Origin of the sequence: Pseudidiomarina andamanensis (assembly GCF_009734345.1) — a bacterium.
GTDB classification, from domain to species: Bacteria; Pseudomonadota; Gammaproteobacteria; order Enterobacterales; family Alteromonadaceae; genus Pseudidiomarina; species Pseudidiomarina andamanensis.
The window spans coordinates 40,061-62,224 of sequence record NZ_CP032551.1 but is presented as its reverse complement, the minus strand read 5'-3'; the positions used below and the strand labels follow the sequence as shown (position 1 = coordinate 62,224).

The 22,164-nt window shown below is 48.3% G+C and carries 10 protein-coding genes; 1 reads left to right on the top strand and 9 read right to left on the bottom strand.

Annotated features, from left to right (window positions below; genetic code table 11):
- Positions 1 to 122 precede the first annotated feature (122 nt).
- The 6 genes from D3795_RS00220 to D3795_RS00195 form a co-directional block, all read right to left on the bottom strand.
- On the bottom strand, positions 123 to 737 hold the full coding sequence (locus D3795_RS00220; protein WP_156265640.1) for a 3'-5' exonuclease: 615 nt from the start codon (positions 735 to 737) through the stop codon (positions 123 to 125).
- Positions 737 to 2,761 carry a DUF294 nucleotidyltransferase-like domain-containing protein gene (locus D3795_RS00215; RefSeq protein WP_310942355.1) on the bottom strand — a complete coding sequence of 675 codons (2,025 nt, stop codon included), beginning with the start codon at positions 2,759 to 2,761 and terminating at the stop codon, positions 737 to 739. Before D3795_RS00215 ends, D3795_RS00220 begins: the two co-directional genes overlap by 1 nt.
- Positions 2,762 to 2,888: 127 nt before the next feature.
- Positions 2,889 to 4,601 (bottom strand): sodium:solute symporter family protein, encoded by a 1,713-nt coding sequence (locus D3795_RS00210; protein ID WP_156265639.1) that lies wholly within the window; start codon positions 4,599 to 4,601, stop codon positions 2,889 to 2,891.
- An 11-nt stretch (positions 4,602 to 4,612) separates the two neighbouring features.
- The gene (locus D3795_RS00205; protein ID WP_092856100.1) at positions 4,613 to 4,879 is read right to left on the bottom strand and encodes a DUF4212 domain-containing protein; all 267 of its coding nucleotides are present in this window, start codon (positions 4,877 to 4,879) and stop codon (positions 4,613 to 4,615) included.
- Positions 4,880 to 5,039: 160 nt separating this feature from the next.
- The gene (locus D3795_RS00200) at positions 5,040 to 6,485 is read right to left on the bottom strand and encodes a tetratricopeptide repeat-containing sulfotransferase family protein (protein WP_156265638.1); all 1,446 of its coding nucleotides are present in this window, start codon (positions 6,483 to 6,485) and stop codon (positions 5,040 to 5,042) included.
- A gap of 73 nt (positions 6,486 to 6,558) precedes the next feature.
- On the bottom strand, positions 6,559 to 9,531 hold the full coding sequence (locus tag D3795_RS00195) for a TonB-dependent receptor (protein ID WP_156265637.1): 2,973 nt from the start codon (positions 9,529 to 9,531) through the stop codon (positions 6,559 to 6,561).
- Between the two features lie 355 nt (positions 9,532 to 9,886).
- Between D3795_RS00195 and D3795_RS00190 the strand changes: the two genes are divergently transcribed.
- Complete coding sequence (locus D3795_RS00190; RefSeq protein ID WP_156265636.1) at positions 9,887 to 13,333, top strand: PAS domain-containing hybrid sensor histidine kinase/response regulator; 3,447 nt, start codon at positions 9,887 to 9,889, stop codon at positions 13,331 to 13,333.
- Positions 13,334 to 13,349: 16 nt separating this feature from the next.
- Here D3795_RS00190 and D3795_RS00185 read toward each other — a convergent pair whose 3' ends face one another.
- The 3 genes from D3795_RS00185 to D3795_RS00175 form a co-directional block, all read right to left on the bottom strand.
- Positions 13,350 to 13,817, bottom strand: coding sequence for a hypothetical protein (locus D3795_RS00185; RefSeq protein WP_156265635.1), 468 nt, complete (start codon positions 13,815 to 13,817; stop codon positions 13,350 to 13,352).
- 75 nt (positions 13,818 to 13,892) lie between these two features.
- Complete coding sequence (locus tag D3795_RS00180) at positions 13,893 to 17,816, bottom strand: S8 family serine peptidase (RefSeq protein WP_173020960.1); 3,924 nt, start codon at positions 17,814 to 17,816, stop codon at positions 13,893 to 13,895.
- A gap of 97 nt (positions 17,817 to 17,913) precedes the next feature.
- Positions 17,914 to 22,098 (bottom strand): S8 family serine peptidase, encoded by a 4,185-nt coding sequence (locus D3795_RS00175; RefSeq protein WP_156265633.1) that lies wholly within the window; start codon positions 22,096 to 22,098, stop codon positions 17,914 to 17,916.
- Between the last annotated feature and the right edge of the window lie 66 nt (positions 22,099 to 22,164).

Here is a 22,164-nt window from a genome sequence, read left to right as displayed (position 1 = left end):
CAATAGTCAGTTGACATAGAATCTCGCTTAGATAACCACAGTCCTTTGGTCTTTTCAATGGATTTTCAACATAAATAAAACGTCATTCGTCGAAAAACGTTCAAAGTTGTATAAAAATATCGTTAAAACAATGAACTTTTTGAACTGCCCGCATATTTGTAGCCTTGAGCGAGCATTAATTCGGCGCATCCAATGGCATCGCTAAACGCATGATGCGCGTCGTATTCGGGGAGACCATACCTTGAGCGGCAGGCTGTGAGGGTTAAAGAGCCACGTTGAATATGATGTTGTTGACGCTTTAATCGGCTAGCCTCAAATGCCAACGTATCAAATAACGCGAGAGGAGAAAGTTCAATATCACACCGCTTGGCTGCCTGTTTAAGAAACCGCCAATCAAGTTGTATATGATGACAAATTAATATTTTGTTATTCAACTGTTCAGAAAGTTGTGCCATCACATCACACAGTTGTGAGGTCTCAATGAAGTCCTTCTTGACGAGTCCGTGAATAACCGGAGACTGCTTCAAATCAGTCTCATCGTGGTCAATAAGATAGTAGCGCCCGGTTGTATAATGAATCACTGGCGGTGCTACCTCAACCCACGCAATCGCCAATATCTGATCGGTTGCAGGATCTAACCCGCTGGTTTCAATATCAAGTGCAATATAGCGATGTTCCGTCCACGCCTTTTTTCGAGCTTGATGCGTCCGCCACCAGCGTTTGACTAAATCCCACATTAGCCAATACGCCCGAACTTCAAACCAACGCCTTGCTGGCAATCTTTAATAATTCGAAATGCAGTTTTTAATTGTCGGCGGGTCAAGGTACTGAGTTCATCAGGGTCTAAAGCGTTCTTCGATTTATCGGTACCCCAAATATTTAATTGATGCTGCAGCCGCAGTTGGGTTAAAAACTGCCATGCTTCTCCCAACGATTGGTTATCCTTACGGTTCAATAGATTACTGCCACGCAGCTGCTCAAGTCGCATTAATGTTTGCGGTACCGTAAGCCCTGCTTGCAACGAATAGATGCGCACAATGTCATTAATCAGCGCAATGCCGTAGCGCTTTATGTTAATCAAATCGCTATCTTTCCCAGATTCTGTGCCACGGAAGCGATTGAATAATCCCAATGGCACTTGAACGCTCACTTGTAAGCGTGCCAAATTGCCCAAGAAAAACTCGTTCTTGCCAAGTTTGGCAACTTCGTCACGATAGCGCTGATACAAACGCTTATTGCCGTGCACCATGCGTGAATCGAAGAATATCTGACAGTACATGAGGGCTTTCGGTGTTGGGCTCTCGGTCCAGGTATGGAAGCGGTCAAGCCAGCCGTCTAGCGTGCGTCGGCAATCAGGGTTCGACGCCATGATATCGCCAGGGCACAGCGGAATACCGCATTCATTTAAGCCGGTGCAGACATATTCGCCAAGCCCCTTAAACCATTCACGTTGTTGCTCGTTCAAGCCATTGCCTAGCAACAATCCATTGTCTTGATCCGAGCTGAGCACTTGGTCTTCACGGCCTTGTGAGCCGAACGCTATCCAACAGTACGCACTTGGCGCAACGCCATGGTCTTGTTCAAAGAGGCTAATCAACTTACGGGTCATACTATCGGTTAACGACGCTAACAGACGCCCCACCATAGTGGTGTCATGAACGCGCGCCGCAAACGTCTGCATATAAGCCGGAATATGCTGAGCTTCTGCGACTAGTTGCTCGCGTGTTTCAGCCTTATTGATAGCACTAATCAACATCACCGGTTCGCTGCGCTGTTGGCGCATCAAATCGGTATTGGTGATCATGCCGATTGGCTGGTCGTCATCGTTTAGCACAGGCAGATGGTGAATATTATGCTGGGTCATTAACGTCAGCGCATCCATCAGCGTTTGCCGCCCGTAGACCGTTGCCGGTGCTTGGGTCATCACCGCATTCACTTGAATGTCGTAGCTTAGGCCTTGAGCGATGACGCGGTTTCTTAAATCGCGGTCGGTGAGAATGCCGAAGAGTTTGGAGGAGGTGGGGTGCAGTCCAAGGTCTGCCCCCTCCTTGGGGGTCAGACCTTGGACTGCACCTGTAACCATCACCGATGAGACTTTTTCGTCGCGCATCAGCTCGGCGGCCTCGCGGATAGAGGCTGTGCTGGATACCGTCACCGGCTCGCGGCTAATCACTTCCGCAATGGTAAGCTCGAGGGTGTCGTAGCCCGGCGACTTTTCTGTCACTGCAGGCCGGGACGCGCTAGCGGTTAATCTCTCCGTTTCATTAAAATCGCGATTATTACTCGCATCAGCATTAACCGTGGCTTCGCCACGTCCCGGCCCTACCTCACGAGGAGAACGCCGGGCTACTTCGCTTAGCAGGCGTTGGCCGTGGGCGCGAATGAAGTATTGTTCGAAGGCGCGCACGTTTTGGCGCAATTTATCGAACATCGCCGCCGAGACAATATAGATAATCCCATCTTCAATCACCTTGAGCTTATTCACCACAGGCCGCCCGCTTAGCAGCGATGGAAAGCCAAATAAGTCATGTGACTCTAAACGCTCAATCAAATGCCCATCGGGCGCAAGCAAATCAAAGCCGCCAGAGCGCACAATATAAAGCGCCGGGCTGTGTTGCTTAAACAGTGCATCCACGTTGTGCTCATTGACATAAGCGGCATCAATGTTCTGCGCCACCCACTGGCGCTGTTCACCGGTTAGTTCGTCAAACGGTGGGCAATCGAGTAAAAAGCGCTGAACCTCAGTAAATTCCGGCTGCATTGAACACCTTAAAAGCGTTACTAGTTATTCGTTAATCGTTACTCGAAAAAGCCAAAAAATCAAAACGAATAACCACTAACGAATAACGAACAACGAAAAAGCCCGGCGTGAAGCCGGGCTTTGCTAATTAGTGCGTCGCACCACCCGCACCGCGCGGGTAACGAATCGACTCCACCAAATCTTGCGTATCTTGCGGCGCATCACCTGTGATCTTATGTACCACATAAGACACGATGAAGTTCAGCAACATACCAATGGTACCAATACCTTCTGGCGAGATACCGAACAACCAGTTATCAGCATTGTTCGCGGCTGGGTTCACAAACTTGAAGTAAATAATGTACGCCAAGGTGAACACAATACCAACCAACATACCGGCAATAGCGCCTTGGCTGTTCATTTTCTTGTAGAAGATACCCAGAATAATGGCAGGGAAGAAGCTCGCTGCGGCTAAGCCGAACGCGAAGGCGACCACCTGCGCCACGAAGCCGGGCGGATTAATACCAAACCAAGTCGACAGCGCAATCGCCACTGCAGCGGCAACACGTGCCCACAGCAACTCTTGTTTGTCGGTAATATTCGGAGTTAAGGTTCGTTTCAACAAGTCATGCGAGATGGATGTCGAAATAACCAACAGTAAGCCTGCCGAGGTAGATAGTGCCGCAGCAACACCACCAGCAGCAACCAATGCCACGACCCAAGCTGGTAAATTAGCAATCTCTGGGTTTGCCAATACCATGATGTCGCGGTCAACGGTCATTTCGTTGCGCGCATCACCTGAATAGAACATTTTGCCGTCTTCGTTCTTGTCTTCCCACGCGATCAAACCGGTTTTTTCCCAGTTTTTCACCCAGTCTGGTGCCGCGTCATACTCAACGCCTTGCAGATCAGGACCATTCACTGTGTTAATCAAGTTCACTTTCGCGAAACCAGCAATTGATGGCGCAGTTAGGTAAACAACTGAGATGAATACCAACGCCCAACCAGCTGAACGACGCGCGTCACGTACTTTTGGTACGGTGAAGAAGCGAACAATCACGTGTGGCAAACCAGCGGTACCAACCATCAACGCACAAGTAATTGCGAATACGTCAATCTTCGATTTAATACCGGAGGTATAAGCAGCCAAGCCCAGTTCAGCGGACAATCCATCTAGCCGATCGAGCAAGTAGGTGCCCTCGCCCGCGACGCCTTCAGCAATGGTTGCACCAAAGCCGGTTTGTGGCAGTACGTGACCAGTCATATAAATTGAGATAAATACCGCAGGTACAATGTATGCAAACGCGAGTACACAGTACTGTGCAACCTGCGTATAGGTAATCCCTTTCATACCGCCTAGTACGGTGTAGAAGAACACGATAACCGCACCGATGAATACACCTGTTGCGATATCAACTTCTAAGAAGCGCGAGAATACCACGCCCACACCACGCATCTGACCCGCAATATAAGTAAACGAGATCAAGATAGCGCAAATAACTGCGATAGTACGTGCGGTTTGAGAGTAGTAACGATCACCGATGAAATCAGGCACGGTGAACTTACCGAACTTACGCAAGTATGGCGCCAAACATAGAGCCAACAAGACGTAACCACCGGTCCACCCCATTAAGTACACACTACCGTCGTAACCTGCGAAAGCGATAATACCGGCCATTGAAATAAACGATGCGGCAGACATCCAGTCGGCGGCTGTTGCCATACCATTCATGACTGGGTGTACACCACCACTTGCAACGTAGAAGTCAGAAGTCGAGCCCGCGCGTGACCAAATTGCAATGGCAATATAGAGAGCGAACGTCAGGCCGACGATAATAAACGTGAGAGTTTGAATATCCATGATTCGGCCCCTTACTCTTCGTGAACTTCATATTTGTTATCTAACGCCGCCATACGCTTCACGTACACGAAAATTAGAATAACAAAGGTGATAATTGACCCTTGCTGAGCAAACCAAAAGCCCAACTTGAAGCCGAAGAAAGTAAACTGATTGAGCCAGTCTACTAAGATGATGCCAAACCCGTATGAAACGATAAACCACACAGCCAGCAACTTCAGTACTAGGCTGATATTATCGCGCCAGTAGGCTTTTGCGAGTTCTTCGCTTTTGAAAGCCATACGCCCTCCAGATTGTTCTGTTATTGTTTATGTTGTTATCAGTGATTTATTCACTTATAGAATCACTTATGTAATCTAGATGGGATATGGCAATAGGGGAAATAAGACATTGGTCTAAGTTGAAAAAAGCTTGAGCGGCAGCTCAACGCAAAGCGCTGAGCTACGACTGCCGCCAAGCATCCAGGAAGTCTTTAAAATTAGCGGATAAACCAATACGTTTTTGATGAATTGGTTCATGTACCTGCCCCACACTCGAAGTGAATACTGGGCCATTATCTTTATAAAAGTGCAGCATACTCGGCTCAAACGCCAAACCCAAATGCGCACACACTTGCTTCAACGTTTGTTCAGGGTTTTGGCATAAGTCTTCATAGCGAATACTTAAAATGCGATCACCAAACACCGCCAACCAGTGTTGCATTAAACGCTCTTCGTGACGCATGTAGCTGGCAATATCTTCAGCTTTCCAACTCCAGTCAGCGCGACCTCGGAAGTTACTCTTAAAGCACGACCATGCCACGTCTTCTGGGTTACGTTGAATATAAATCGCTTTGCCTTGCGGAAACGCCTGCGCCCAAATCGCAAAGTGGCGACTCAACTGAATGGTTTTATCCACCACCAGATTCGTCCCACTAAACTGCTGGTTAATCACATGGGCATACACATCTGAAATATGATCAATCGCGCCTTGCGGATCACCGTGTTGCTTTATGAAGCTCGGAAAATCAGCGAAGTTTTCATTACGCAGGTGCATGCTGGCATAACCAATGGCGCCAGTTTCCGCAGCGCCTTTCACCTTTGAGTGCGCCGCTAACATTTGTCCAAGCAACGTGGTGCCGCTACGTGGCAAACCGAGCAGCGCAACGGCACGGTTATGTCCCGATCGGCTACGCGGTAAATTCGCCACGACATCACTGCTGTGGTTCGCAATAATGTCATTCACAAACTGTTCATCGGCTTTAACCGAATAGCGACTTGCCTGCTGCATAATTTCAGCGCCGGCCGCGTAAGCTTTGTAGGCGTCATCGAAGCGCCCTAAATCAGCATAGGCCTTACCTAAGCTGTAGAAAAATTGCTGCCGGTTCTTCGCGTCAGCTTCTGGCACCATCGCAAATGATTGCTCAAGCTTATCGAGCAATTCAGGATACTTTTTATAATCAGTAATACTACTTAAGGTGAACCAGGTAATACCGGATTGCGGCATTAGCTTTAAAGCGTTTATTAAATAGTTTCTAGCTCGATCTAATTGCCCTAATTGCGCGGCAACGGTTCCAGCTAAATGGAATAGGTTAGGATCTTTCAGATCTTTCTTTATTTGCGGTTCTACCAGTTTTTGTACTTTAGTTAAGTCACCAGCTTCCGCATAAACACCACAATAATTAATCAAATGGCGCAATGTTTGTGGCATTTCTGAACGATAAAAATCAGCAGCTTGTTTCGCTTTATGAATCTCACCAATTCTAAGTGCAAGTGCGGCACATTTTATCCAATCACTTTTTAATGGCTCTTTGTTATCAATAAAATGATTGAGAATGGCAAGCGATTCGGCGCGATGTCCTTGGCGTACAGCTTTCAAAAAATCGTCAAGTGAATAAGTCTTAACCACCGAAATTTCCCTTCATTAATCCACAAAAATAAAGGCCGGAGACAATGACGTCTCCGACCTTCACAGGTACTACTTAGAACTTAACTTCTGCACTCAAGCGCACTGAACGTGGCGCTTGGAATGAAGTTGGTAAACCGTAGAATTCATTCGGTTGACCACGCGCGATTATGCCATAGCCATAATCAACAGCTTCATATCCAGCAAAACGTTCTGCAACTTCGTTTACTTCGGTGTGCGTGTCATTATCAAACACGTTGAACACGTCTAAACGGAAAGTTACGTCAGTCTCTTGAATCTGCATATCGTAACGAGCAGTTAAATCGAAGCTCCAGTTATTTGGAGTACGACCAAAGCTGCCACGTGGCGTGATTTCGTTGTTATAAACAAACGATTCAGCACCATACAGAGACGCATAGGTATCAGTTGGGTGGAAGCCAAATGCGCTCACCGGACGACCAGATTCCCAACGGAAGTTAGCACCTAAGGTTAAGTTCTCGATAACTTGATAAGCACCGCGAATTTTAACCATATGGCGACGATCGTTCGGAAGGTTACCATAGGCGCCATCAACTAATCCCGGTTGGTCAAAGTTGGTAGTTAAGCCGGCATCATCCTGACCATTGTCTGAACGAACGAAACCTTCGTTGTTACCCCAGCTGTGTGACCACGTATAGTTTGCATCTAACATCCAAACACCGTCAAATGCGCGCTTCACAGAGAAGTCAACAGAAGCGTACTTACGCACTGCTTCAGGGTAACCAAGGTAAGAACCAGGAACTGTATACTGAGCGTACTCTAGTGGGCCTGCATCACCATCAGGATCAGTTGTAATAGTTACATCGTTACCTGGGTTGGTTAGTACGTAGTAATGGAAACCACTCGCACACATTGTACATTCAGAACCAAACTCATCTAACAAGTACTCATTGAAGCCCGCATCAATTGCAACGTCTTCTAATGAGCTACCTAGCTCACGATAGCTGGTTTTCACGCCAAGTGACCACTCGTCAGTGACCATTGTTTCGAAGCCGAGAATAAACTCGTCTTGATACATTGGGTCAAGGTCAGCATTTACGGTTTCAGCAGTGCCTTTCAACGTACCGTCTGCATAGACAGAACGACCATCAAGCGCGCCATAAACAGGCGTGTTATCTGGGTTGATTGAAGCAACTTCATAGGTGCTGACAACGTAGTATTCATCACCCGCCAAACGAATGTTGGTGTTCGTTGCAACAGGAAGGAAATAACGACCATAGTTAGCAAATGCTTTCGTGGTGCCATCGCCGAATACATCCCAGCTCACACCCACACGTGGTGCCCACTGATCAGATACGTCAACGAACTTCTCGCCTGCTTTGTTGTAGTTCTGGAACGTTTCGTTACGCAAACCAATACGCGCGGTAATATCTGGCGTAATAGTCCAAGTATCTTGAACATAGAATGCGTTTGATTTGGTTTCGAAAGAACCTGAGTTGCGATAGATATTTTCGTCAACCAAGCTACAGCCTTCTAAACGACCTTCTTGCAATGCTGCAGAGTCACAACCGTAGTAAGTGTAAGCTACACCACCGGCACGAGCTGTATTTTCGTCGGCTTCCATATCTTCATAGTCGATACCGAAACGTAACGTGTGATCTAACGACAGGTACCAGTCAAAGTCGATACGATAAGCAGTACGTTTATCGTTTTGTTCTGAAGGTGTTGCTAAACCAAAGTTAGTGAACTGACCAGAGTAACCAGATGCATAAATTGCAACAGTGTCACTTGACGCGTTAACGTTTGAGTAGCTCGCTTTATTCACACCATAAAGCACGCTCATAGTTAAGTCGCTGGTCAAAATACCGGTGTATTGTAACGCGTATGACTTACCACCACGCTCAAGAATGTAGTCACCATACAAATCGCCGCGTGTATCAGTTTCAGCATTGTACATGTACTTGCTTGAATCTAAATCGCTTGAGTTGTTCCAACCAGTGAATTCAAGAATATGATCTGGTGTGATGTACCAGTCTAACTTCGCAGCATAGAGTAAATCGCTTGATTCACGATCATACTCTTGCGTCGCCGTTACAAAATCGCTGTTACGATTTTTCTGGTTAACCAAACCGAAGAAGAACAATTTGTCTTCGATAAGAGCGCCACTTGCCCAAACGTTAACGTTCGCTTCTTCCGAGTTATTCTTGTTGTTGATGATGTAATACGGGCTACCGTTACGCGCAATTTGAGCAGGATCAGTCAGAATCACGTCAGGAGCTTGTGATGCAAGTGCATCAGGTTCCCAGTAAACACTAGCGCCAGCTTCAAATTCGTTTGAACCAGATTTAGTTGTTGCGTTAACAACACCACCAGTTGAACGACCGTACTCAGCTGAGTAACCACCCGTTTTAACTTCAAACGTTTCGTACATTTCGAATGGTAATTCAGAACCACCCAAACCGTTACGGAAGTTAGTTACGTTCAAACCGTTCACGTAGTAAACGTTTTCACCAACCGAAGCACCACCAAAAGAGGTCAAATTACCAAATGATGAATCACCTTTGGTTGTACCTGGTGCCAATAGCGCTACAGATGCGATATCACGCGGAACTGGAACCTTCTCAAGGAAATCTTGAGTTACAACAAGTTGAGACTCAGAAGACGAGGTATCAATCATCGAAATGCTTGAACCACGAACCGTCAACGTTTCCATTGCATCTGCAGTAGGTAGAGTCAGGGTGATATTCGTTGCGCCAGAAACGCTAACATCAATACGCTCTTCAGCCACAGTGCCATAACCTGATTTCTCAGCTTTTAATGAATACGCGCCTGGCGGCAACAATGGAAAACGGAAATTACCATCTTCGTTTGTTGATACGCTACGCGTCAAACCGGTTTCAAGGTTAGTAATAGTTACCGTTACTTCGCTGATCACTTGACCAGACTGGTCAGTTGATTGACCTTGTAAAAAGCCTTTTGAGCTATCCTGCGCCATCGCAGGAGCGGCAACACCAAGCGCAGAAGCAACTGCTGCAGCAGCTAACGTACTTCTAAAGAAAGTACTCTTCATTCTGTTATTCTCCATGGGTTGTATTTTTATTGTTCTAAAGAGGATGTGAAGCGGGGAATCCCATTTTAAGACACACATCCAATTTGTGACAAAGTGTAACGGAAGGTTACACATAGCCTTTTGTAGCAATTATGAGCCGAAATTAAAACCCCTAGCGACGAAAAACATCATATAACGAGCAAAGGCGTTATTCGTTATTCGTTATTCGTTAATCGGTAAACACAAAACACAAACAACGTTGTTGGCTTTTCTTTTTCGAATAACGAATAACGAACAACGAATAACGCTCTTGCAGTTCTCAAAGGTTTCCGTTTAACTAATCCAATCTACCAAAACCCAAACAACGCGCACCCAAATGACATTACTACTCATCTTAGCCTCTTTGGCCTACATCGCTTTGCTCTTTGCCGTTGCACATTGGGGCGACAAACCGAACTCTTTGGCCAATAAAATCAGCTATAAACCAATCATTTACAGTATGTCTTTAGCGATATATTGCACCAGTTGGACTTACTATGGTGCAGTGGGTAATGCAGCAACCGACGGTTGGGCCTATATTCCGATTCTACTTGGGCCCTTCTTACTATTTATTTTCGCGCTACCGCTACTAGAAAAACTGGTGAGTGTATCAAAGCAACAGAACATCACCTCCATTGCCGACTTTATTGCCAGCCGCTATGGTAAACGCCAGCGGTTGGCATTATTTGTGACCTTAATTGCCGCACTGGCAACAATTCCTTACATCGCGCTGCAATTAAAAGCGGTAGGGTTAACCTTTGTGGTGCTCACCGAAAACACTTCGGCGCTCACTCAATTTTCAATCAACGAACTTGTCGCAGCAGCAATTATGGCCGCTTTTGCGATGCTATTTGGTACTCGCCACATTGAGGTGACCGAGTATCGCAATGGTATGATTTTGGCTATTGCCTTTGAATCTGCCGTGAAGTTAGTCGCATTGCTGGCGGCCGCTGTGTTTGCCTATATCTTATTCAATGATGTGTCACCGGTTAGCATGTGGGAACAAGTCACCACGCCAACCTCGAAAGCGTGGAGCTGGGAAGCCATCACCGAGTTTGATTTCATTGTGCAAACCTTTATGGCGGCTGGTGTTATCTTGTGTTTACCGCGCCAATTTCACGTCGCAGTGGTCGATAATGTTAATGTGAACCACCTGAAAACCGCACGCTGGGGCTTCCCTTTATACTTAGTGCTGGTTGCTGTCGCCATTGTTCCTATTGCATTGAGTGGCGGGCTGTTTTTCGGAAGTGGCATCGATGGCGATACTTACGCGCTGCGCCTGCCGTTGCTTCATGATCAGACGTGGCTGGCCGTATTTATCTTTATTGGCGGTTTCTCAGCCGCAACCGCCATGGTCATCATCGCCTCAGTCACGTTAAGTACCATGGTTACGAATGACGTGATCATGCCCGTTATTTTACAGCGTCGCAGTCGCTTCCCGACTAGCTTCCAGAAACATCTGCTGTTTATTCGTCGCGTTGCTATCGCCACTATCTTGTTACTCAGTTACTTATGCTATTACTTCTGGGCGGCAGGCACCGGGCTAGTCAGCATCGGCTTACTCGCGTTCTCGGTAGTGTTGCAGTTATTACCCGCCGTATTAGGCGGTCTGTATTGGCGTCGTGGCCACGCGCGTGGTGTGTATGTCGGCTTAGGCACTGGCCTCATTGCTTGGCTATTTGCCGTGGCAGTACCGATGTATCTACCACACGACAGCACCGATACCAGCGTCATTACCCAAGGCACGGTAATTAGTTTGGCGGTCAACACGGCCTTCTATATCGTGTTCTCGTTGCTAGCCCAGCCGCGTCTAATTGACCGCATTCAAGCCACCGCATTTGTAAAGCCGCGTTCGCGCGTGCAAGAGCACACCATCGGTCGGCACCATCAAGCCACGAATGGCGATATGATGCTGTTGCTACAAACCTTCGTGGGCGAGCAACGCACCACTCAGTTGTTAGATTATTTTGCCGAGTCGCAAGGTGACGATACCAGCCACACCAACAAAGAAGACGTGGCTTCGCGCGAGTTTATTGATTACGTCGAGCGCGTGTTGACTGGTGTACTCGGGGCGGCTACTGCACGCTCGTTGGTTGAGGCTGCATTGCGTGACCGCCGTTTACACCTTGAAGAAGTGGTGCACTTTTTCGATGACACCACGCAAGCCTTGCAAACCCAGCAATCCATTCTATTTAGTTCGCTCGAGAACTTGGCACAGGGTATATCAGTAGTTGATGCTGAACTGCGGTTGGTGGCGTGGAACAAACGTTACCTTGATCTTTTCGATTACCCTGACGGCATGGTGAAGCCGGGGCAACCAATAGCCACACTGATTCGCTATAACGCGGAGCGCGGTGAATGTGGTCCCGGTGAAATTGATGAGCTGGTCGCCAAGCGTTTAAAGCATATGCAGATGGGCTCGCCGCACCGGTTTATTCGCCGTCGTGGTGATGGCCGAGTGATTGAAATGGTCGGGAATCCGCTACCAAACGGCGGTTTTGTGACCTCATTCACCGACATAACCGAACACGTTGAGACGCAACAGGCGCTGGAAGAGGCCAATATCGATCTCGAGCAACGCATCAATGTGCGTCAAAAGAAAATTCGTGAAATTAACAACGAACTCACCGAAGAAATTGAGCGCCGTCGCAAAGTAGAAGTGGAACTCAAAAAAGCCACGCAAGAAGCCGAAGAAGCGAACGCGTCGAAAACACGTTTCTTGGCACTTGCCAGTCACGACATTTTGCAACCGCTGAATGCAGCTCGCTTGTACTTGTCAGCGATGGATGAAAGCAATCTCAACAGCAATAATATGCAGCTTCTTAGTCGGCTCGATACGGCTCTGGCTTCTACCGAGCATTTGCTCAGCACCCTACTGCAAATTGCAAAAATGGACCAAGGTGCGCTGCAGCCAAGTTTCCGACACGTGCGCTTGAGTACCATTCTCGAGCCACTAGTGCATGAGTACGGTGTGTTGGCCGAACAGCGTGGCGTCACCTTAAAAACGCATCTGCACGATGGTGTGGTGTATACCGACCCAACCTACTTGCGCCGCATTATTCAAAACTTCTTATCCAACGCGGTGAAGTACAATCGCGACAATGGCAAGGTACTTTTAGCAGTGCGTCAACGTGGCAACCATTTATTGATTGCGGTGTACGATACGGGTCCTGGTATCACCGCACAGCAACGCCATCGTATTTTCGATGCATTTTATCGAGGCTCACAAACGCGAGTAGAAGGCGTTGGCCTTGGTTTAAGCGTGGCGAAGCGCATGAGCGAGCAATTGCATTGCGAACTGCGCTTAAAAACTGTTGAAGGCTCGGGTAGCTGTTTCTCAGTGCAGGTGCCACTCGGTAGCCCTGCTCAGGTATACGAAAAGCCACAACAGCCAAGCACTGCCGACGTGAATCGGGGTATGGTGATGGTTTGTGTCGATGACGATCAAGAAAACTTAAACGCCTTGCGTGCCTTGCTTGAGAAGTGGGGTTGCACCGTTGAAACCTTTACCAGCAGCGCCACAGCTCTTGAGTACGCTAGCACCCACCAACGCCCCGATGGCATGTTACTCGATTATCAATTGGGTGATGACGAACATGACGGATTAAGTTTAGCTAAAGCTTTAAGGCACTACTGGGGGGATACGTTATCGGGTGCGTTAGTGACAGCGATGCGTGACGATTCAGTGCGAAAGCAAGCGCGTGAGCAGAACTTACATTTCCTCGCTAAGCCGGTAAAACCAGCCGCTCTCAAATCACTGCTGAAATATTTGGAGCGGCAATAATGTCTATCGGTAATTTTTACATCGTGCTGTGCGCTACTGCGCGACAAACACCATTTTCAAGCGATAATTGCGGCTCAGGAATCACCTCACAGGTGCTCATTTCTTGAGTCGCATTAATATGTTCAATGCGTAACTGCGTGTATTCGTTCACCAATTTCTGCAACGCTTTCTCGTCCGTTACCTTGGTTGAATACGCAATATAATATTCCGGACCACCGCAGGCACGTTTACCAACCGCCGTTAAACGACATTGATCAAATGAATCAGCGCGAGCTATCCCCACCATAGTGCGAATTTGGTTATCTAACTCAGCAAGGCGGGCACCACGGTTGGCATCAGCTGCTGGGTCCACACTTTGTTCTTGTTCGATCTCATTCGGCATACGCTGCTCTCCTTCATTGTTAGCTTGTTCAGAGTCAACACAGCCAGAAATTGCGAGCGCCAAAGCCAGAATGCTCAGGCCTTTAGATAGTCCCTTTGTCATAGCAACACCTCGTTGATTCACGGCGATAGTTTCATCCTATCGCCGTTTCTTTATAAGTTATAGCAACTTAACATTCTAAACGTAACGACGACGCAACCACACCAATGGCAGCGCCAACAGCACCAACAACCATCCCATGGCACCTGAGCTCTTCTCCGGTGGCGTCACGCTCACCGAAACCGTTTGCTCCGCCGTTGCCATGCCGTCTGAAACAATGAGGCGCACCTGCACGGTTGTTGCAGTCGTCACTTCAGGCGCAGTGAAGCTTGCCGTTGCAGAGTTGGCACCTGACAAAGTCACACCGCTTCCGCTTACTACCTGCCAGTCGTATGTCAACGTATCTCCGTCAGCATCGGAACTGCCTGATGCATCAAGCCGCACCGTATCGCCTGAAGTTGCTGTGTTTGGCGCATCAACGCTCGCTACAGGCGCTGTATTTGTCACTTCTACCGTAACTGTCGCGGTAGCCGTCGGCGAACCAGCCTCATCAACTAAACGCACATCAAAGCTATCGGCACCAGTAAAGTCGTCATCGGGTGAGTAAGTTAATGTTGTACCACTAAAGCTTGCTGCGCCATTTGCCGGTTGACTAACTAGAGAACCCACCAGAGCTCCTTGCGGTTGCACTGAAATTGGCAATTGCGCGGCATACTCAAGCGGTTCACCTGCATCGGTGCTACTAATATTCATCAGCACCACATAGTCACGCCCTAACTCCACACTCGCTTCGGCAAAGTCAACTTCAACTGAACGGTTCGCCGTGCCTGAAACGGTAATATCCGCTAATGGACCTAAGTTAGTCACCGTCGCTGGAACATTCATCAGAACTTCGGCACGCTCACCATAATTGAAACTCGCCGCAAGCGTTGCACCGTTTGCTGGGTATGTACCCGTACCGGTAAAATAGTAGGTTGTGCCAACATCGCCACGGAAGTTTTCTAAGCCAATAGCCGTATTGTAAGTTGGTGTACCACCATTGATGTCAACGTAGTTATAGATAACCTCATTGGTTCCTAATTTAAACCACACATTAAAGGTGTAACGTACACCATTGTCAGTGGCGCCCGAAGCAACCCAGCTCCGTGCATTTTCCCACTCAAGTACCAAGTATGTATCGGTGCCTTCGGTCACAATGGCGTAATTCATTTCGCCATCGCCATTCACAAATTCCAAGTCGGTCCAAAACGGCGCGACAATGCCGTTTGGTTCGTTTTCATTGGGTAACATTGCCGCACTGGCTGTAAATAACGCTCGGCTTTCACCAAGCTCAACCACACCGTTACTCCACATCGAGAACACATGATGGTCAAAACCGTCAAAACTCCAAGTTGCGCCATCGCCTTCTAGTTCAACTTCAGCGACTAAATCATCACAGCCTTCACTGCACACACTCGAAATACTAATATCTTGCGTTAGCGCAATATCAGCCAGTGACATCCCAGCATAAGCAAAACCAGAAACTGCACCAATGTTAGCTGAATCGGGGGCATCATTTTGGTCGCCTTGCCAAACCAAAATCCCCGTTGTTTCGTTCACATCAAACGCAGTTTGCGTGCTGCGCGTTAACTGCAATCCAATGTTGTTGTAATCAATAGAAATTCCTGCACTCGTTGGCAGCGCTACCGAAAATTCGGTCGCCCCATCTGTAAATCCTAGTCCGCCGCGTAGCTGCAGCGTCATCGCCTCTCCAGCAACAGCGCCACCGGAGGCGATAGCACCAGAAATAATTCTCGAGTCATCTGAAAGAGACGTATAAACCGCAATCGGTAATCGAGCCGACGAGTAATTACCTGAATCAGACGTTAACGTTAAGGCGCCAAATTGCCAGCCTTCATCGGCAAAAGCTGTGTTGATCGTAACCGACAAGGTTTTGCTCTCATTTGCGGCAAGTGAAATTGTCGCCGGTAAAGTCGCCGTAATGTTCGGATCATCAAAACTTGCGGTGATATTCCATGTTTGCGTTGCCGAAGTTAAGTTAGTGACGACACGGTCAAAGTCACACATGCCAATGCACGCATTGTTGTTTAGCGAAGCGCGGTCAAAGCTAATGCCAGATGCCATTGCTGCAGCGAGATCAATACGACCAGCGCCAACTTGATGAGGCGTTGCTTGCGCGTCATTATCGCTCTGCCTGATATTCGCGTTTGCAGACGTCATCAGTACCGATTTAATTTGGTTATTCGTCCAGCTAGGTTTTAGATCTCGTAATAATGCAGCGGCACCAGCTACATGCGGACTTGCCATCGAAGTACCACTTAATAGTGCCAATTGATTACCTGGATACGCCGAGAGAATATCAGTACCTGGCGCGGCAACTTCTGGCTTCAGTATGGTGCTATCGCGATTCGGCCCGCGTGAACTCGAGCTCGCCAAACGATCTTGAAGCGATTCATCTATCACTCGTGTCGGCGGATTGATCGTCACTTGCTCTCCCGCTACCCAACCGCTTTCTAACTGCTGTCCGGTGGCTTGATCAAGTGACACGCTTGGCAACGTCGCCGTCCCCATGTCCATGCTAATGGCGCCTGCGACGTTGTTATACAACACCATCGCTCGGGCACCGGCAGCCTGCAAATTATTAGCTTTTTGTTCAAACGTACAAGTACCGCGCTCAACCAGTACAATCTCGTTGGTAAATAAGCCAGCACTAAAACTGTTACAGGCTAGTGAATTTGACGGCGCGTCGCGCTTCGCAGTTCGAAAAGCACCAGTAATTGCTGTGGAAATAGTGAAATCCCCTTGTCCAATCAGCACCGGAATTGCATTGCTATAATCACTATGCGTCATTGTCACCGCAAAACGACGACCCGTTTGCGTATTAGCAACCGCCAACATCTCATCAATACAGGCTGGGCAGCCCATGCTACTCTCTGCAGGACCATCATTGCCGGCAGCTGCCACATTCACAATCCCCATCGCGTCAATAGCGCGAACTATATCTGCCTCATAGGGCGCGACACCGTTATCTAGGCTGCCCCACGAGTTATTAATGACATCTGCACCATCATTTGCTGCCGCCTCTAACGCTTCAGCCAAACTGATTGATGACCCCGTCGTACTGCCATCGGCATTTACCCACAAGGCTTTATAAATCATTAAATTAGCGCCCGGAGCTACGCCAGAGAAGTTCACCGAAACCCCATTAAAAGTTGTACTTACAGGATTACCCGCAGCGGTACCAGCAACGTGTGTACCATGGCCATCTAAATCTTCTGGCGAATTAGCAAACTCATCCGGATGTAAATCAAATCCCGCTGGCAAAAAATAACGAGCAACAATCAATTTATCGTTACAAAACGAAGGGGTACTGGCACAGTAATCGTCAGTGATCCCTAAATCAGGTCGCGTATGGCCGTTATCTTCAAACATGATATGGTCAGGGTCAATTCCCGTATCCAAAATAGCAATTTTAACGCCTGCACCAGCTTGCGCTTGCCCGCCTAACTGTTGCCATACGGCTGGAGCCTCAATTAGGGCGTTTGACGTATCCGTTTGTACGTAAACTTCACGATCAGCATACACGCCTTTTATACCAGGCATACCCGCCAACTGTTGAGCTAAATCATCACCGTTGTACTCCACCACCATCGCATTCAGTAGCAACTTCATGTGCTTTTTCAGTGCAACCGAAGGCACCTGTTGTGTGATGGTGTTAAAAATTTCTTTCTGCCGTTTTTGCACGTATCCTGAATAATCCGATACGGCTTGAGAGCCAAGACGCAAACGCTTGCTATCAGTGACCGCAGCTGACGTTGCCGCATAGCCTGCAATGCCGCCTTTATAAGTCGCGACACTTGGCTCTTCCAACTGAATCAAATAACGCTTCGGCGCAGCGACGCCTACTCGCTGCTCAGCCGGTTGCGGAATTTTTCGCTGTGGCGCAGTCATGGTCCGCTCATTCACTTTCACCTGAATGTCGGCCGCATAAACGGTACTTGTTGCTGCGCTCGTGAGCAAAGCCACAATTGTTACTGCTAGTGTTGTCTGTAGTCTTTTCATAGTTACTTTTATACTCATAAAAAACGGCAATAGTTCATACTATCGCCGTTTTTGACCAAATTACAAAAGAATAAATTTTGTAATAAATTGTTTTAACTTAACCTTTACGACGGCGTAGCCAAACCAATGGCAACGCGAGCAAGGTGAATAACCAAGGCATTGAACCACTTGATTTTTCTTCCGGCTCAAACGTCACAGTTACCATTTGTTGACTGGTCGCACGACCGTCAGAAACAGTGACCACAAAGTTCGCTTGTGCCTGCTCAAATACACGTGGCACGGTGAACGTTGCAACCGCGGAAGTCGCATTGTTCAACGAGACAGTGGTACCGCCAGCAAACTGCCAGTTAAAGGTTAAAACGTCGTCTTCAGCATCGGTTGTGCCTGATGCATCGAGACGCACTATGGTGTCAGCTGACGCTGAACTAGGTGCACTGATATTAATAACCGGCGCAGTGTTCGGATCGGCCAACACAGTCATAACCACATCACTGGTAACCGATTCAATGCCATCGCTCACAGTCACGGTAAACCCGAAGTCTGTGTCGTTTTCCTCAAACAACGGTGCAGTGAACGATGCTTGTGCTGCATCAGCACCACTGAGCTCAATCTCAGGCCCCGCGGTTTGTACCCAGCTATAGGTTAATGCATCGCCTTCAGCATCCGCCGCCGATGACGCATCTAACACCACAGTATCACCGTTTTCAGCCGTTTCTGGTGCGGTAGCCGTTACCGTTGGCGCCGTATTAGTTACGCTAACAGATACGGTGTTTTCCGTTGACGTTGCGCCAGCAGCATCCACTACACGATAACTGAAGCTGTCGCTACCGACATAACCTGAATCCGGAGTATAGGTTGCGATCATGCCATCAAAGCTCACCGTACCGTGCTCAGGTTGCGCAGTCACTTCAACCGTCATGGTGCCGTCCGGTTTAATCAGCATGGGTAGAATAGCGTCGTACGACACAGTACCGCTGGTAATGTTTAACAGCGTCAACAAATCACGCTGCGGCGCACCCACGGCATCAGTTAAGTCGATAGTCATCGCGTTGCTATGTTTACCACTGCCGGTTGCGCTCGATATATCACCAAAGGTTGTCACGGTAGCGTCCAGATCAATTTGCACAGAGGCTGATTCGCCTTTGGTCAAGCCAATCTCAAACGCCTCACCATCCGCCGGATAGTAGCCGCCTGCTGCATAAACCATACTGCCAACCGTACCGTCTGCGTTCTCAAGACCAATCACACCGTAGAGGTTCGCTGTTTGGTTAACATCGATATAGTTGAAATACGCATCGCTGCCATTTAAGCGGAACCAAATATTGAACGTATGGGTAGCACCCGTTGTATCGCCCCACTCTTGCACGCGATACCACTCAATAACTAACCAGTTATCGACGCCGTCGAAAACGATGTCATAACGCAGTTCGCCTTCGCCAGCCTCAGTTTCAAAGTCTGCCCACAATGGCGCCAATACGTTATTCGGTTCTGCGCTATTTGGCAGACCTTGCAACTGCCATGTGGTCGCTACGGTTTGTTCGCCAAGCTGAATAATACCGTTTTCCCAGAAGGTGAGTTTTGTGTATTGCGTCCCCTCATATTCCCACGTAGCAAGGCCAGTAATATCCAGTGTGAAAGCTACTTCATCACAACCACTCGCACATTCAGTGTAAGTTGCACCACCAATTGTATCGAAGTCAAAGCCAACCCATGGGAAGGTTGTTGCTGGTTGCAGTGTCACAACCGCCGGATTATCAGTTTGCGTACCGGTCCACGTATAAGTGCGCGCGGTGCTATCCAGCGTTGAGCTAGTGGTTGAGCTTAAGGTTTCAGTGACAACCACTGAATCTTCGTCTACTACAAAGTTCTCATCACTAGGGAATTGCGCCGTAATCGTCACATCTTCACCGGTATCACCAAGCGCACTCAGCATGGTCAGTGTCATTGGTGCATTTGCCACAACTTCGCCCGCTGTGACACCGCTACTCATAGCACCGGAGTTTTCTGACATTGCGGTATATACAGCGATTGGTAACCGAGCGTCAGCAAAAGTGCCACTGGCATCGGTAAGTGTAACCGTACCAAATTGCCAACCTTCATCGGCATGACGACCAACAACCTCCAGCGCGAACTCTGCGCTACCGTTAGCTTCTAAAGTTAACGTTTCTGGGTAAGTTGCAGTGACATTTGGATTAGTGAACGCTACCGCGACTTGCCATTCACCCGCGGCATCATCGAGGTTGGTGATTTGACGTGTGAAGTTACAAACGTTTAAGCACATTGGGTTGGCAAATGATGCCACATCAAAGGTAATACCCGTGTTAAACGCACGTGGAAGTTCAAGACGACCAGCACCCACATCAAACGGATCGGCCGGTGTCACGCCATCTTCTTTGCGCACCCCATCAACCGACGACGTCATTAAAATTGACTTCACCTGTTGCGGCAGTAAATCAGGGTTGTGAGCCAACAACAACGCCGCTGCACCTGCCACATGCGGGCTTGCCATTGAAGTACCGCTAATTGCCATGTAGCTTTGCCCTGGCGCTGCCGACAAAATATCGTGCCCCGGCGCCGCAATTTCCGGCTTCAACATACTCGAATCGCCGTTCGGGCCGCGTGAACTAAAGGCAGACAACACATCGACGCTGCTTTCATCAATGATGGCATCAGTCGGATTTATAGTAGCGCTAAGCCCATTAGTCCAAGCAGCTAAAATAGCTTCGCCATCGGTTTGGCCAATCATAACGCTTGGCAATGTAGCCGCAGCCATAGCCATGCCGGCCGCCGCTCCCGCGTTGTTGTAGACAATAAGCGCGGTAGCACCAGCTGCTTGCGCATTGTTTGCTTTAACTTCGAAGCTACACGTACCGCGCGATATCATCGCAATATGGCCCGCGAATGCGTCCGCAGGAAAAGCATTACAGCCTTCGAAGTTTGCCGCATCAACTTGCAAAGCAGGCATTAAAGGCGCTGTGATAGCTGTCGTGATTGTGAAATTCCCAGAACCTTGAACCGATAACACGGCATCAAAACCATCCACGTCAACTGGATTAGCAAAAACACGACCCGTACGCGTACTTGCAACGGTAATGGTTTCTTCAATACAACCCGGGCAACCCACGGTTTGCTCGCCCGGACCGGAGTTACCTGCAGAAGTAACAGTAACCACACCCATTTCATCGAGCGATTTCATGATTGGTGTGTAATAGCTGTTAGCAGGGCTACTTCCAGCACCACCGCCCCATGAATTGTTGATCACGTCAGCGCCATCGACTGCGGCATCTTCCAAAGCCTCAGCGAGGCTTAATGTCAATCCCGAGCCACGACCATCTACGGTATTCCATAAGCCTTTGTAAACAAACAGATTGGCACCCGGTGCAACACCTGAGAAATTTAAGGCAACACCGTTGAAAGTGGTACTAACAGGATTCCCCGTCGATGTACCTGCTACGTGCGAACCGTGGCCGTTCATATCCTGCGGTGAATCCATGTACTCATTCGGATGCACCGTAGAAGGTGCTGGGTAGTACCGTGCAACGGCTATCTTGTCGTTACAGACTCCAGCATTTAATGCGCAATAATCATCGGTTGCAGCTGTCGTTGCTGGTTCATGACCGTTATCAGCAAACATCGGATGAGCAAAATCAATACCGGTGTCAATTACCGCTACGTTAACGCCTTTACCTGCAGCACTTTGTCCACCAAGCAGTTGCCAAACTTCTGGTGAGTTAATCAAGTCATTCGAGGCATCCATATCGGTATAAACAACATGATCGTTATGTACTGCTTTCACACCTGGAATACCGCGTAATTTTTCTTTTAAGTCAGTACCCTTATATTCAACAATTGCGCCGTTAAACGTGAAGGTCAAATGAGACTGAGTTTTCAATTCTGGTACGCGCTTCGCTACTTCCGCTAAAACGGTTTGTTGGCGACGCTGAAGATACTGGGCATAACTTTGAACTTTGCGCGATTTGACATCTAAACGTTCTGCGCCAGTCGTCTTTGCAGACGTCGCCTCGAAACCGGCGATGCCGCCTTTATAAACAGCCACAGCCGGCTCAACAAACTCAATTAAAAAACGCGTTGATTGCTGTGCTGCCGCGAATTCTTCAATGGTCATCTTGTGCTTTTCGCTAACCTGATTGGCTTGGCGTTCGGTCACTTTGATGGCCGCATCTACTTTTTGAAACTCTTGAGCCGTCAATGCCGATACCGAAGTTGCCGCCGCAACCGCTATCGCTAATGTCGACCAACGAGCAGTTTTAGTTGTTGTCATTGCTCTTCCTTGTTTGTGTCAGATGTGTACGACATTGACAGTCGCAAAGGAAGAAATTACCTACAA

Coding starts and splice junctions, on each gene's coding strand:
- D3795_RS00220 (WP_156265640.1), bottom strand. CDS start 737: ATGTGGGATTTAGTCAAACGCTGGTGGCGGACGCATCAAGCTCGAAAA.
- D3795_RS00215 (WP_310942355.1), bottom strand. CDS start 2,761: ATGCAGCCGGAATTTACTGAGGTTCAGCGCTTTTTACTCGATTGCCCA.
- D3795_RS00210 (WP_156265639.1), bottom strand. CDS start 4,601: ATGGATATTCAAACTCTCACGTTTATTATCGTCGGCCTGACGTTCGCT.
- D3795_RS00205 (WP_092856100.1), bottom strand. CDS start 4,879: ATGGCTTTCAAAAGCGAAGAACTCGCAAAAGCCTACTGGCGCGATAAT.
- D3795_RS00195 (WP_156265637.1), bottom strand. CDS start 9,531: ATGAAGAGTACTTTCTTTAGAAGTACGTTAGCTGCTGCAGCAGTTGCT.
- D3795_RS00190 (WP_156265636.1), top strand. CDS start 9,887: ATGACATTACTACTCATCTTAGCCTCTTTGGCCTACATCGCTTTGCTC.
- D3795_RS00185 (WP_156265635.1), bottom strand. CDS start 13,817: ATGACAAAGGGACTATCTAAAGGCCTGAGCATTCTGGCTTTGGCGCTC.
- D3795_RS00180 (WP_173020960.1), bottom strand. CDS start 17,816: ATGAAAAGACTACAGACAACACTAGCAGTAACAATTGTGGCTTTGCTC.
- D3795_RS00175 (WP_156265633.1), bottom strand. CDS start 22,098: ATGACAACAACTAAAACTGCTCGTTGGTCGACATTAGCGATAGCGGTT.